General features: G+C 32.4%; 9 protein-coding genes. 8 read left to right on the top strand and 1 reads right to left on the bottom strand.

Features of this window, described 5'->3' with window-relative positions; translation table 11 throughout:
* The first annotated feature begins 54 nt into the window (after positions 1 to 54).
* The 5 genes from BPMYX0001_RS24515 (at position 55) to blsG (ending at position 11783) form a co-directional block, all read left to right on the top strand.
* The gene (locus tag BPMYX0001_RS24515; RefSeq protein WP_050774421.1) at positions 55 to 7245 is read left to right on the top strand and encodes an amino acid adenylation domain-containing protein; all 7191 of its coding nucleotides are present in this window, start codon (positions 55 to 57) and stop codon (positions 7243 to 7245) included.
* A gap of 21 nt (positions 7246 to 7266) precedes the next feature.
* Positions 7267 to 8538, top strand: coding sequence for an MFS transporter (locus BPMYX0001_RS24510; RefSeq protein ID WP_006096882.1), 1272 nt, complete (start codon positions 7267 to 7269; stop codon positions 8536 to 8538).
* 28 nt (positions 8539 to 8566) lie between these two features.
* Complete coding sequence (locus tag BPMYX0001_RS24505) at positions 8567 to 9502, top strand: GHMP family kinase ATP-binding protein (RefSeq protein WP_006096881.1); 936 nt, start codon at positions 8567 to 8569, stop codon at positions 9500 to 9502.
* Between the two features lie 16 nt (positions 9503 to 9518).
* The gene (gene ltaE / locus BPMYX0001_RS24500) at positions 9519 to 10553 is read left to right on the top strand and encodes a low-specificity L-threonine aldolase (RefSeq protein WP_006096880.1); all 1035 of its coding nucleotides are present in this window, start codon (positions 9519 to 9521) and stop codon (positions 10551 to 10553) included.
* A gap of 126 nt (positions 10554 to 10679) precedes the next feature.
* Positions 10680 to 11783, top strand: coding sequence for an arginine 2,3-aminomutase (blsG, locus tag BPMYX0001_RS24495; protein WP_006096879.1), 1104 nt, complete (start codon positions 10680 to 10682; stop codon positions 11781 to 11783).
* Positions 11784 to 12247: 464 nt separating this feature from the next.
* Here blsG and BPMYX0001_RS24490 read toward each other — a convergent pair whose 3' ends face one another.
* On the bottom strand, positions 12248 to 12520 hold the full coding sequence (locus tag BPMYX0001_RS24490; RefSeq protein WP_033799311.1) for an HU family DNA-binding protein: 273 nt from the start codon (positions 12518 to 12520) through the stop codon (positions 12248 to 12250).
* 238 nt (positions 12521 to 12758) lie between these two features.
* On the opposite strand from BPMYX0001_RS24490, the gene BPMYX0001_RS24485 reads away from it, so the two are divergent.
* Genes BPMYX0001_RS24485 through BPMYX0001_RS24475 form a run of 3 tightly spaced genes read left to right on the top strand, consistent with a single transcriptional unit; the run spans position 12759 to position 15080 of the window.
* On the top strand, positions 12759 to 13523 hold the full coding sequence (locus BPMYX0001_RS24485) for a DUF3891 family protein (protein ID WP_006096877.1): 765 nt from the start codon (positions 12759 to 12761) through the stop codon (positions 13521 to 13523).
* A gap of 39 nt (positions 13524 to 13562) precedes the next feature.
* Positions 13563 to 14075, top strand: coding sequence for a DinB family protein (locus tag BPMYX0001_RS24480; protein ID WP_006096876.1), 513 nt, complete (start codon positions 13563 to 13565; stop codon positions 14073 to 14075).
* 57 nt (positions 14076 to 14132) lie between these two features.
* The gene (locus BPMYX0001_RS24475; protein ID WP_006096875.1) at positions 14133 to 15080 is read left to right on the top strand and encodes an MBL fold metallo-hydrolase; all 948 of its coding nucleotides are present in this window, start codon (positions 14133 to 14135) and stop codon (positions 15078 to 15080) included.
* Positions 15081 to 15114 lie beyond the last annotated feature (34 nt).

The following is a 15114-nucleotide window of genomic DNA, read 5'->3' as shown; positions in this document are numbered from 1 at the left end:
TTATAATCAAAGATCCAATGTTCACTAATTATAATGTGGAAGGAGAAAAATAAGGTGTTTCAAAAAGAGACAGATAAATCGAATGAAGTAGTAACCACTGAGGAGTACTATACATTTCCAGCATCTTTTGCTCAAAAAAGATTATATTTTTTAAATGAACTTTTATCTGATTCTTCTGTATATAACATGCCGATGTTTGTATCTTTGAAGGGGAATTTGAATAAAGATGCATTAGAAAGAGCCTTAAATACTTTGGTGAACTTACATGAAGCGTTGAGAACACATTTTAGTATGATTCAAAATGAAGTCATGCAAATAATTAGACCTTATTCTCAATTTAAATTAGAAATAAAATTAGTCCGAAGTGAGTTAGAAGCTAATGCTTATATGGAAGTAGAAGCAAGAAAACAGTTTGATTTAAACAAAGGACCACTTTTTGAAGCTACATTATTAACAGATGAAAAAGAAACTCATTTTTTATTAATTAATATGCATCATATTATCTCCGATGGATGGTCTGTAAGCATTTTGTTTAATGAAACATTCAGGTTGTATCAATCATTTGCAGTAGATGAAGAACTCCCTTTATCGGAGCCAGAATTTCAGTATGCCGATTATTCTGGATGGCAGGAAGAACAATTTGAAAAAAGTCATTGGCAAAAACAATTAGCGTATTGGAAAGAAAAACTTGGTAATGATTTGCCGGTATTGCAATTGCCTACAGAAAAATCTAGGTCAAAAATTGTAAGTAATAGAGGGAGTTTCACTCAATTTACAATACCTCTTGATGTATCAAAAGGTATCAGTCAATTATGCCAGACAGAGAATAGTACGTTATTTATTGGTGTACTTACAGCGTTTAATATACTTTTAAGTAAATATTCACAACAGGAAGATATAATAATTGGAACTACGATTGCAAATAGAAACAGAATTGAATTTGAAGAAACGCTTGGTTTGTTTGCAAATACAATTGCTATTAGAACAGATCTTTCTAACAATCCTACTTTTAGAGAATTATTAAAAAGAGTACGCAATGTAACTATCGAGGCATATGATAATCAGGATATTCCTTTTGAGAAAATTGTAGAGGAGTTAAATCCTACTCGAAGTTTGAATCATTCTCCGATATTTCAAGCAATGTTTGTATTGCAAAATACACCCGACATACAGTGGAATTTAACTGAATTAGAAATTCAACCTATTAAGATAGATACAGGAACAGCGAAATTTGAATTGACATTAGATATGGAAAATACAGTTGATGGTTTGGTAGGGGTATTGGAATATCAAACAGATTTATTTAATCAAGAAATTATTGATAGAATGTCTGCTCATTTTCAGACATTACTAGCCAATATTGTCCAAAATCCAGATCAACCTATAAATGAATTACAATTCATAATAGAAAGTGAGAGAAGAGAGTTACTATATAGATCTATAGAAAAACAAGATACATCTTTATGTAGTCATGAAATATTTGCAAAGCAAGCCGAGAAAACTCCTGATGCTATAGCCATTATCTTTGAAGATCAGACTATAACTTATGAAGAGTTAAATCAACAAGCTAATCAACTAGCTCATTATCTTCGAAAAAAGGGAGTAGGTCCGGAAATAATGGTAGGGTTATGTATAGATCGATCAATTGACCTTATCATTGGGATATTAGGGATATTAAAGGCTGGTGGAGCTTATGTACCAATAGATCCAACAATTCCTAAGGCGAGATTAGACTATTTTATCCAGGATTCAGGAATAAACCTTCTATTAACTCAAGATGATTTGAGCAATGAGTATTGCACACAAAATATAGATAAGATTTTGTTAGATAAGGATTGGTTAAAAATAAGTAAAGAAAGTAAAGAAAACTTGAATAGTGACGTACATCCAGGAAATTTGGCTTATGTCATTTACACATCGGGTTCTACGGGTGATCCAAAAGGTACGCTAATACCACATGAAAATATTACTAGATTATTTGCATCAACAAGCAAGTGGTTTCAGTTTAATGAAAATGATACGTGGACTTTATTTCACTCATATGCTTTTGATTTTTCAGTTTGGGAAATATGGGGAGCATTACTCTATGGTGGTAAATTAGTTATTGTACCTTATTGGGTTAGTAGAGATACTGAGAAGTTTTACGATTTACTTATTAAAGAAAAAGTTACCATCTTGAATCAAACGCCTTCAGCTTTTTATCAGTTAATTAAGATAGATGAAAAGAGGTTATTATCGCCTACTCAGCTAAGTTTAAGAAAAGTTGTCTTTGGAGGTGAAGCACTGGAATATAGATTGTTACGTCCTTGGATTCAAAAGTATGGAGATAAAGTGCCACAGTTGGTAAATATGTATGGAATTACAGAAACTACTGTTCATGTTACTTATAGGCCAATAACATATGAAGATATAGAGAAAAATATCAAAAGCATGATAGGTATCACAATTCCAGATTTATATGTTTTAGTTTTAGATGCATATATGCAACCCGTACCGGTTGGTGTACAGGGTGAACTTTTTGTAGGAGGAGCAGGATTGGCAAGAGGGTATCTAAATAAACCAGAATTAACTGCTACTAGATTTATAGATAATCCTTTTAGTCAAGAGCCAGAAAAATTATATCGAACAGGTGATTTGGGGAAAATATTATTAAACGGTGAAATTGAGTATTGTGGACGTATAGATAATCAAGTGAAAATACGGGGGTTTCGTATTGAGTTAGGGGAAATTGAATCAAAGCTGGTTTCACATCCAAAAGTAAGAGAGGCTGTTGTGGTGGTAAATGAAGATAGTGACGTAAATAAAAAACTATTAGCATATGTTACTTCTTCAAACGATATCAAAAGTAAAGAATTAAGAGACTTCTTGAGAGAAACGCTTCCAGATTATATGGTACCTTCGCAATTTATGATTTTGGAGCAAATTCCACTCACGAGTAACGGTAAGATCGATAGAAGACAATTGTTAAACAGTATTAGTGAAGTTACGGTTAATAAAGAAGATTATATAGGGCCGAGAAATGAAGTAGAAGAGATAATAACAGAAATATGGTCAAATGTCTTAGAACAAAAACTTATAGGAATTGATGATAATTACTTTGAGTTAGGTGGAGATTCAATTAAAAGTATTCAGATCTTATCATTAATAAAAGAAAAAGGTTACACTGTTGACATGGCAGATATATTTATGCATCAAACTATTCGTAAATTAGCACCAAATATTAGAAAGAAAAGTAATTTTTCGACACAATTAATTGAGTCTTTACCAGTAATCTCTAAAAAAGATATGCAAAAAATAAGTAACAATGTAGAAGATATTTACCCATTAACAAAACTTCAAGAAGGAATGTTGTACCATAGCGAACTGTCAAGCATAACACCTATATATCACAACATTTCAACTTTTAGGATCAGAGCGCCTTATGAGGAAGAAGCATGGACTTTTGCATTTGAAGAATTGTTATCACGACATCCAATTTTACGAACATCATTTGACTTTATAAATTTTAGTGAACCTATGCAAATAGTTCATCATAAAGTTGAACTGCCTATAAAGTTTGTTGATTTGACTCATTTGAACAAAAAAGATCAGGATGTAGAATTAAATAAAGAATTTGAATACGAGACAATTACTTCTTTTGACTGGATGAAAGCACCTCTTTTGAGAGTCAGGATTTATAAACTTTCTGACGATGTTATACAGATGTCGATTATAGAGCATCATGCTATCTTAGATGGCTGGAGTGTTGCTTCTATGCAAACTGAATTATTTAGTTTATATCAATCTAAAATTAAAAAAGAACGAACAGATAAAAACAGTAAACCCAAAGTATTATTCAAACATTATTTGGAATTAGAGAGAAAGGCATTACATGATCAGAAACAGAAAGAATTCTGGATAAATAAGCTAACTAATATGACATTTTCGAAGATGCCTCGTTGGAATAACGTCGAGATGGAATCCAAGATGGAATTAGTAGAGTTTAATATTCCAAAAGAATTATCTAATGCTATCAAATCTTTAGCTATGAATATAAAAGTACATGTTAAAAGTATATTACTTGCTGCTCATTTTAAAGTAATTTCTATACTAAGTGGGAATCAAGATATTGTTACAGGGGTAGTATCCAATGGTAGAAGTGAAGAAAAAGATGGTGAGAAAGTATTAGGGCTATTTTTAAATACTTTGCCAATAAGAATTAATGTTTCAGGAGGTACTTGGATAGATTTAATAAAAACAACATTTAAAGAAGAGCAAGAAACTTTAGATTTCCGTCGCTATCCAGTTTCTCAAATTCAACAAGATTGTGGTGGAGATATGCTGTTTGAAACATTTTTTAACTTTACCAATTTTCATGTGTACAAGTCTGTTTCTGATTTGAAAGATATTGAGATATTACAAGAAGATGGAATAGCAAATACTAGCTTCCCATTTGGTGTAGAATTTGGACAAGATTTATCTACGTCGGATATTAGAATGGATTTAAGATGGGATATGGCAGAGTTTAGTAAGGAGCAAATTGAATTAATAGGTGATTATTATTTAAAAGTACTAAATTCAATGGTAGATAATCCAAAGGGAAATCATGAAAGTAAGCATTTCTTATCTGAAAAAGAAATGAAATTGATGAAAGAATGGAATGATACTCAAGTATTATATGAGGAAGATCATATACTTCACAGGTTAATTGAATTCCAAGTAGAAAAAAGCCCAGAACAAATAGCACTTAAGTTTGAAAAAGAAACTTTGACGTATCGAGAGATGAACAACAGGATAAATAATTTTGCAAATGAATTAATTGAATCTGGCGTAAAACCAGGTGACTTTATTGGAATTTGTTTAGACAGGTCTATTGAAATGGTAATTAGTTTAATTGGAATTCTTAAAGTTGGTGCAGCTTATGTACCGATGGATCCTGAAAATCCGGTTAATAGAATAGCGGATTTAATAAAAGATTCAGGAATATCTATGTTAATTACTAATCAGAGGCTAAAAGAGAAAATTTCTTCCTCTACTCAAAGAATAAAGTGTATTGAGGAAAAAGGTGAGATGGCTGCATATCGTTTTATAAAGAATCCTAATGTTGAAGTATCAGAAAAAGACATGGCATATATGCTGTATACTTCTGGGTCAACTGGGAAACCTAAAGGAGTTATTGTATCCCATCGTGCCATTTGTAACAGGTTATTATGGAAACAAGATTATTTTAAATTGAGTAATAACGATAGAGTGTTACAAAAGACACCTTATACATTTGATGTATCGATATGGGAATTTTTCTGGCCTTTAATAACGGGAGCGTGTTTGGTTATTGCTAAACCGAATGGGCACAAGGATCCAAATTATCTAGTAAACATTATTCAAGAGGAAAATATAAGTACAGTTCATTTCGTTCCATCAATGTTACAAGAGTTTATAGAAGAAGATATAGGGAATTGTACTAGTTTGAAAAGAGTTTTATGTAGTGGCGAAGCTTTACCTTTTGATTTGCAACAGCGTTTTTTTGCCAAATCAGAAAGCGATCTATTTAATTTATATGGTCCAACCGAGGCTGCTATTGATGTAAGCTGTTGGAAATGCATACGAGATGATAAAAATAAAATAGTCTCTATTGGAAAACCAATTTCTAATATTCAATTATATATTTTGAATAATGAGTTACAACCTGTACCAATTGGTGTAACAGGAGAATTATTTATAGGTGGTGTAGGTTTAGCAGAAGGATATCATCAACAACCAGCTATTACGGAGGAAAGATTCATTGCTTCTCCATTTAGTACGAATTCTAAAGAGAGGTTATATCGTACTGGAGATTTAGCCGCATATTCACTGAATGGGAATATCGAGTATAAAGGGAGAACAGATTACCAAATAAAAATTCGTGGATTTCGTGTTGAACTGGGTGAAATAGAATCTGTTATAAGTAGTCATCCTATTATTCGAGATTGTGTAGTTTTATATACAGAGATGGTAACGGGTATGGGACATTTAGCGGCGTATCTAGTGACAAATCAAAACGATAATATAGAAATAAAAGAATTGCAGGAGTATATTCGACAGATTTTACCGTATTATATGGTTCCGACCAGTTGGACGATATTAGATAACATGCCTCTAACATCAAGTGGAAAGGCTGATCGAAAACAATTACCGGCCCCTGATTTTATGTTAAACATACAAGGGGAATATGTTCCAGCACGAGACTTATTAGAATGGAAACTAGTTCGTATCTGGGAAGAAATACTTCATGTGAAACCAATTGGAGTGAGAAATACTTTTGTAGAATTAGGTGGACATTCCCTATTAGCTGTTAGATTAATGACTTTAATTAAGAAGAAGTTATTTAAACAAGTAACTCTCCCGCTACTTATGAAAAACGATACAGTGGAAAAAATGGCTTCAGTTTTAAGGAAAGAATATGAATGTGACACAGAATCTTCAATCGTTAAGATTCAATCAGGTAAATCTACATCTACACTTCCACTTTTTTTAATTCATCCAGTGGGAGGAAACATATTTTGCTATAAATCATTGATTGAATCTTTAGGTGATAACTTTACAATCTATGGAATTCAGTCACCGAGTATTAGCGGTGGATTAAATAATTTAAATACACTAGATAAAATAACAGATTTTTATATTAAGGAAATAAAAAAGGTACAACAGCAGGGGCCATATTGTATTGTTGGGTGGTCTTTTGGTGGAGTAGTTGGGTTTGAAATAGCACGAAAGTTGAAAAGTAATGGTGATAAAATAAAAACTTTAACATTATTGGATAGTTACCTCTTAAAAATCCCGAAAGAACAGTTTGAAGACGAAAAATTTTACCTTCTGTCATTTCTAGATGATTTATTAAATTCTTTAGGGGACGTTGAATCAAAAGAGATAGAGGAACAGATAAAACAATTTATTATAAGAGAAGATTATCTAGAACATTTATTCATTAAGCTGGAAGAAAAAGGCTTTTTGCAGGGGCTAGAATTTTCTCAATTTGTAACATACTTCAATGCGTATAAAATAAATTTACAGGCACTCTCTAGTTATCAACCGAAAGTTTATGATGGCAACATAATGTATTTTAGGGCAGAAGATTCCAAAAGTGATACAAGGCTAAATATTAATGAGTGGAAAAGATTGGTGAATGGTAATTTTGAAATTCAAGATATCCGGTCAAATCATTATCAATTATTACACTCTCCTCATTCAGAGGTTATAGCTCAAACAATAAAATTATTCATGTATTAATAAAATTTAAGGGGTATTCTTATGAAACGATTATATAAAGGATTATGGAAGCATAGGGATTACAGAAATTTATGGGTTGGGCAAACAATTTCAATGTTTGGAACACAGATCGCATTAATTGCGCTTCCATTAGTAGCAGCTATTACCCTTGGGGCATCTCCTTTGCAAATGGGGATTTTGCAAGCAATAGAATATTTACCGGTTTTATTAATAAGCTTGGTTGCTGGAGTCTGGATAGACCGTAGACCAATTAGACCAATACTTATTACAACTGATATAGTTAGAGCTATTTTATTGTTAGCTATACCTATTTCAATGTATTTTGGAGTATTAAATTTAGAGATCTTGTATGTGGTAGCTTTTCTTGTAGGAATTAACACTGTTTTTTCTGATATTGGACAGATGTCTTATTTGCCGGTTATTGTAAAAAAAGAAGACTTAATTGAAGGGAATAGTAAATTAGAATTTAGTTATTCAACTGCTTCCATTGTAGGTCAAGGTCTTGGTGGAGTATTAATACAAATATTTACTGCGCCATTTGCTATCTTAATACAGTCTTTGGCCTTACTATTTTCTTCTCTATTCTTATTTAGAATTAAGAAAAAAGAAGAAGTTCAAAAGGTTGAAAATGAAGAAAGCAACATGATGGAGATGATTAAAGAAGGAATCAGTTATGTTATTAAAAATAAAATTATTAGAAATCTTGTAATTACAACAATGATTTTTAATTTCTTTACGATATTGATAGAGCCAATATATCTCTTATTTGTATCAAGAGGATTAAAACTTGCTCCTGTATTTATAGGAATGATATTTGGAATGGCTGGAGCTGGAGCTTTATTAGGGGCACTTCTTGTAGGGCCAATGACTAGGAAATTAGGACTTGGACGCTGTATGGTAGTTGCATTATTTTTAGCAGGACTTTCTTCATTACTTATTCCTGTAGCAACATTTTTACCAACAATACCCGCAGTAATTTTACTTATGGTAATGCAGCTCATTGATGCCATTATGATAGTAGTCTATAACATTAATCAGAGAAGTTTAAGAACTTCCATTACGCCTGATAATCTATTAGGGCGTATGAATTCTTCAATTAGATTGTGTGTTATGGGAATTGTTCCAGTAGCAGCTTTAGCTGGTGGATTTATAGCGGGAATTATTGGGGTATTACCAACCTTAATTATAGGTAGTGTAGGTATTATTTTTTCTTCTGTTTTTGTTGCGTTTACTTCAATTCATGAACTGGAAGAAATACCTAAAAGTGATTTGGGTGAGGAAGTAAATGTTTAATAGAATTTAGTCGAAATGAGGTTATTTGGTGAAGCAGATATCTCAAGAAAAAATAGTTGGTAAAGGTTGTTCTTTTGGTACATTTGGAGAACTCTTACAAGGTGCTTATGGGGAAGAGGGATTAGATTTTTTAGTAACTTTCCCCATTACTAAATATTCTTATGCAACATACGTGCCAAATGTAAATGGGGGAGAAATAAAAGTTTTCCCCCATGAAAAAAAGAAAGCACAAGCTTTTGTAGTAAAGTTATTAAAATATCTAGGTATTTCTACTGGTGGATTTGTAAATATTTATAGTGAAATTCCTGTTGGAAAGGGATTAGCTAGTTCAACAGCTGATTTAGTTTCCTGCGCAAGAGCTGTTAGTGATTACTACGGTATTAAATTAGATATAAGAGAAATTGAAGAGATTTTGCGTCAAATAGAACCCTCTGATGGGGTTATGTATCCTGGGATAACCTCATATTTTCATAAAAAAGTAGAAAAGAAAGAATTTTTAGGTTGTGTACCAGGGATTACTGTTGTGGGTATAGATGAAGGAGGGATAGTTGACACTATTAAATTTAATAAAAGGGAGAAACATTTTAATCAAGCAGAGAAAATAGAGTATGGATTCTTGTTAGATGAGTTATCTCATGCTATTAAAAGTCTTGATTACATAACAATTGGAAGAATTGCTACAAAAAGTGCTGAGATGAATCAAAGATTACAGCCTAAAAAGACACTTGATAAGTTGATTTACATAAATAAACAAATTGATGGTATGGGGGTAATTATAGCTCACAGTGGAACTTGTCTAGGAATAATGTTGTCTCCTTTTCTACCAGATTATGAAGAGAAATTACACTTGGCTAAGAATTACTTGTATCAATTGAGGGGAGAGCTCTCTATTTATTATTCATGGGACTCAGAAAGTTATTCAGTAAACACTATACAAAATTATCCGCGAGATATAAATGTTTAAATAGGGGGGACAACAAATGATTGAATTACGTAGTGATACATTTACTTTACCGACACTTGAGATGCTACAAGGTGTCTCCATAAATGATCTTGGAGATGATGTATACGGAGAAGATCCAACTGTTAAAGAATTGGAATCAATTGCTGCAAAAATATTCGGAAAAGAATCAGCTATATTTGTTCCAAGTGGAACAATGGCTAATCTGACATCAATAATGGCACATTGTCCAAGAGGTTCAAAAGTTTTAGTTGGAGATGAATCAGACATATACATATATGAAGCAGCTGGTGCATCTGTTTGTGGTGGAATTATGTACGAAAAAATTAAAACTCAACCGGATGGTCGATTAGAAATAGCTGATTTAGAAAACGCGATTCCAATAGATAAGGAAGATCCTCAGTTTGCTTTACCATCGCTAATATGTGTCGAAAATCCTCATAATCGTATGGGGGGGCGTGTTTTGCCTTTAGAATATCTAAATGAACTAAAAGAATTTGCAAAGAGTAATAACTTACCGGTTCATATGGACGGAGCAAGAATATTTAATGCTGCAGTCGCATTAGATATTTCGCCGGCAGAAATTGCGCAATATACAGATTCATTACAATTTTGCTTATCAAAAGGTTTAGCAGCTCCTATAGGATCAATTGTGGTCGGTGATAATAATTTCATTAATAAAGTATATCGTCTTCGTAAGATGCTAGGTGGAGGAATGAGACAAGCTGGTATTATAGCTAAACCTGGTATTATCGCATTAACTAAAATGGTAGATAGATTGTCTGAGGATCACTTTAATGCACGTCAACTAGCCCAAGGTCTATCTCGAATTGACGGAATAGAATGTGAATTAGAAGCGGTGGAAACTAATATAGTTTTTTTTCGAGTTGTCGATCCGCGTTTTACTTGGCAAGAATTTGTTGAAAAAGCTCGCAGTTACAAACTAAATATAGCTGAACTCGGACATGGAAGAATTAGAGCGGTTACACATTTAGGCGTTACATCTAATGATATTGAAAAAACCCTAAAAATTATTAGAGAAATACTTAAATGATGAAATGTGTGGGAATTGTATTTTGTTTGGGGGGTGATTTTAAAGAGTAACTGTAGATAAGTTTAGGAAATGAAAATTGAAAAAATTTTTATATGAACTGAATAATTTTGAGGAGGTATTTAATACATGAAAACAGATTGGGATTGGAATGATTGGCGTTTACAATTTCGTAATAGAATACAAAAAATTGAGGAACTTAAACAATATATTAATGTGACACCTGAGGAAGAACAGGCAATCAAAAGATGTGAAGGAATTTATAGATGGGCAGTAACTCCCTATTATGCATCATTAATGGATAAAGATGATCCATCGTGTCCAATCCGAAAACAAGCAATTCCATCGAGCGGAGAATTTATGATAAATGAATATTCCGATGTGGATCCTGTTGGAGATACTAAGTACCGTGTAACAAACAGAATTGTTCACAAATATCCAGATAGGATTATTATGTTAATTACAGATCAATGTCCAGTATATTGCCGTCATTGTACAAGGAAATATCATACTACTGACTTAGATGGAACATATTTTGAAAGAAGTGAGGCCGAAGGATATGAAATTGATTTTGAATATATAGAAAACCATCCCGAAATTCGAGATGTATTGTTAACGGGAGGCGATCCTTTAACTTATTCAGATAGAAGGCTTGAAAGTATTTTAAAAAGATTACGCAGTATACCGCATGTAGAAATTATAAGATTTGGGTCTCGTTATCCAGTATTATTACCTCAAAGAATAACGAAAGAATTCTGTGAAATGTTAGAGAAATATCATCCGATTTGGCTAAATACACATTTTAATCACCCGAAAGAAGTAACAAAAGAGTCAGCACATGCTGTAAATTTACTTTTAAAACATGGTGTGCCTGTACAAAATCAAAGTGTTCTTCTAAAGGGGATTAATGATGATTTGGATACTATGAAGCAATTAGTACAGGCTTTACTAAAAATCCGAGTTAGACCTTATTATTTATACCATTGTGATAACGTAACAGGTGTTTCTCATTTTATGACGTCTCTTGAAAAAGGTGTAGAAATTATGCGTGGATTAGTAGGACATACTACTGGATTTGCGACACCAAACTACATTATTACAACAATAAATGGAAAGATTCCTATTCCTTTAGAAACCGTATTAGAACATTCAGACGAGGGATTAATTTTGAAGAGTTATGAAGATAAAGAAACTGTTATACCTTATTTAAAAGCAGAAACTAAAAAAGTTTGATAATTGTTAATTGAAAATTTCACCATTATTGTATTGTTTAATTAATATTGATTTTTTTAGAATCCAAGTTTAGTTGAAATATACTAAAATATAATTTTATTAGAGGAAGGAAACGTAATAGGTTTCCTTCCTCTTTTGCTTGGCGGAAAAACTAATCCAACAATTCCAATTTATCCCGCATCCCCAGCTCAGGGTTCAGAGCGAAGTGAGGAAGATGTATGAGGTATTACAATAACAAACGATTCCCCAAAAAATTAAACAACCTTAGTCCTACTGAATTTGGAACTAAGGCTGCTTAATGAAAAGACACCTAATCTTTTACTGTCTACTTGACAAGGATAAGATCACAATACAGAAATCATTTTCTTGATGTAGCATAGCCTTTTTTAAAAAATTCCCTTTACAAAGGATACATTTTATATAAGTGGTATCCTATTTTTAATAACACAGATTATAGTTGGGTATTATTTTACAGCTTCTTTTAATTCTTTTCCTGCCTTAAAGGCAGGAACTTTACCAGCTGCAATTTGAATTTCTTCACCTGTTTGTGGGTTTCGGCCAGTACGTGCAGCTCTTTCCCGTACTTCGAATGTGCCAAAACCAATAAGTTGCACTTTGTCACCAGTTTGTAAAGCATTCGCAATTGTATCAAATACAGATTGGACAGCTGCTGAAGCTTCCTTTTGGGAGATATCGGCAGTTTGGGCTACACTTTTAATTAATTCAGTTTTGTTCATTTTTTTCACCTCATATTAATTTTTTGTCTAAGTCTATTTTTGGAATGAGTGATATGATAGAGAAATTTTTGTTAATGTAAAATATTGATAGGATTGCATTGTTATCTTAATTTCGGTGAAAGAGGAGGAATCCCTGCAAAGTATGAAGGAATTTATTTGAATTGTTTCTTGAAAAAAGAGGATATATATAGATTATAGTACAATCGATATATAAAATAGAAGTAAGGAGGATTCTATAATGATTATTCGCACAAAGCTAGAAGAATTAATAGTAATTCGGCAGCATGATCATGGTTTTTTGGCAGGAGAATTTGCAAAAAAATTTAGAAAAGATGTATTTGAAGATAAAACATATTTAAAAGAGTGTATTGATGCGATTTATGAACATGATAGGGGATGGATTGGCTTAGATACAACGCCAATTTGGAATGATGCTAAAAATTCACCTTATACGTTTATGGATTGTCCAAGTTCATTGAGATTTGTTTTTTATACCTTAGGGTTGAATGAGATTGAACATACAAATCCTTATGGTGCTATACTTTGTAGTAAACATTTCATATCATTTCCTCTTAATCAAGAAGACGATGAAATGATAAAGTTTTATAAACAGGAATTGGATCGTCAAAAGAAATTTTTGAAAACGTTAACAACAGAGCAGTATGATATGTTCGATATACACTATAAACTTTTAAAGTTTTGTGATGAGCTATCGTTATATGCTTGTATGAATGAACCTGGTGTAAAAAAAGAAAAAGAAATTGATTTATTTAAAGAGGGATTTGAAGGAACTGAAACTTTTAATAAGAACACAAATGAACGATTAAAGGCAGAGTGGTTAGATAAAGAAACGATTCGTATTACACCGTTCCCTTTTGAAGGCGAGTTTAAAACGTATGTAAAATATAAATCTGTGCTAACGAATAGAATAGAGGAGATTGGTATTGTTAAGGCGGATAAGGAGGTAGAATCTCAGAAATTAGATTTATATTTTGTGAGGTAAGAATGTAGTTACGTGAAAATAAGGAAAGGAGAATAGAATATGAAACAATATATGATAAAACAATTTGATTATCATACATGGGCAAATAAAAGAATACTTGAGCATCTAAGGGAGCTCCCTAAAGAGGTGTATTATCAAGAAGTTCAAAGTGTATTTCCTTCTATAGAAAAGGTACTGATTCATATTTATGTAGTGGATTGTGTATGGTTACATATTTTAAATGGTAAAAGTATGGCTGAAGCGTTACAGGTAGGAAAGGAGTTACAAGAGCAAGCCGAAAACAAAACAATGGATGAATTGAAAAGTCTGTTCCACAAAGTAACGCAGCAGTATAAAGTGTTTTTGGATAAACAAAAGGATATGAATCAGGTAATTCTACTTGATAATCCATACGCTGGAAGATTAAAAACCTCTGTATCTGAATTAGTGCAGCATGTTGTAAATCATGGAACATATCATAGAGGAAATATAACAGCTATGTTGCGGCAGCTAGGTTATCCATCTACTATGACGGACTTTGTATTTTATTTACATGCAGAACAAAAATCTTAATGGAGAAAATAATAGCTTAGTATTCAAATACACTGAGAATAGAAGGAGAGGAAAGAAATGTATAAAGAATGTAGTAGCGAACATTTTACGATTGAGAAATTAAATGATGGTATTTACGCGGCAATTGCAAAAGAAGAAGGAGGCTCCTTAGCCAATGCCGGTTTTGTTGATATAGGAGATCAAACGATTATTTTTGATACGTTTAACACACAACAAGCAGCTGCAGATTTAAAAGAGCTAGCAGAAAAAATAACAGGTCAATCTATATCATGGGTTATTAACAGTCATTGGCATGGAGACCATATTCGTGGAAATCAAGTTTTTAAAAATTGTAATATCATATCTAGTCATAAAACATACGAGCAAATGGCAGAAATTCATCCTTCCAGAATTGATAAGCAGAAACAAGACATAGAAGGTTTACATACATATATACAATCCCTACAAGATCAATTCATTCAAACCAATGATGAAGGCTTACAAAAACAGATTTCACTCTTAAATCAGTTAGCGATTTCATTACCTACATTGCAACTTGTATTACCCCAATATTCTTTCCAAAATGAATTTACTATACATGGTTCTGAGAGAACTGCAAAATTAATTACGTTAGGCGGAGGGCATTCCGTTTGTGATACGATTCTTTACTTACCTAAAGAGAAGGTTTGTTTTATGGGTGATTTGTTATTTGTGAAATCACATCCTACTTTTTTTGAAGAATCTAATCTTCAAGAATGGAAGGGTATGTTAGAAATGATTGAGGAATTTGAAATTGAAAAGGTAGTACCAGGACATGGCCCTGTAGGTGTAAAAACAGACTTGAGAAAAGTGATAGAGTACATGGAGAAATTAACGTTATTAGTTAGAGAGAATACAAGTATTGATGAGATCGAATGTCCGAATGCTTATAAAAATTGGTATGCTCCTGAGGTTTTCACATCAAACTTAAAGTATTTAAAAAAAGTAATGGAATTATCAATTTTGCAAAGTAATGTTACGAAATAAAGAAATAATACAAATAAAGGGTATCCTATTTCTA

Source organism: Bacillus pseudomycoides DSM 12442 (assembly GCF_000161455.1).
Taxonomy (GTDB): Bacteria; Bacillota; Bacilli; order Bacillales; family Bacillaceae_G; genus Bacillus_A; species Bacillus_A pseudomycoides.
Note: the sequence above shows the minus strand (reverse complement) of the source record. Positions and strands in the feature narration are given on the sequence as shown.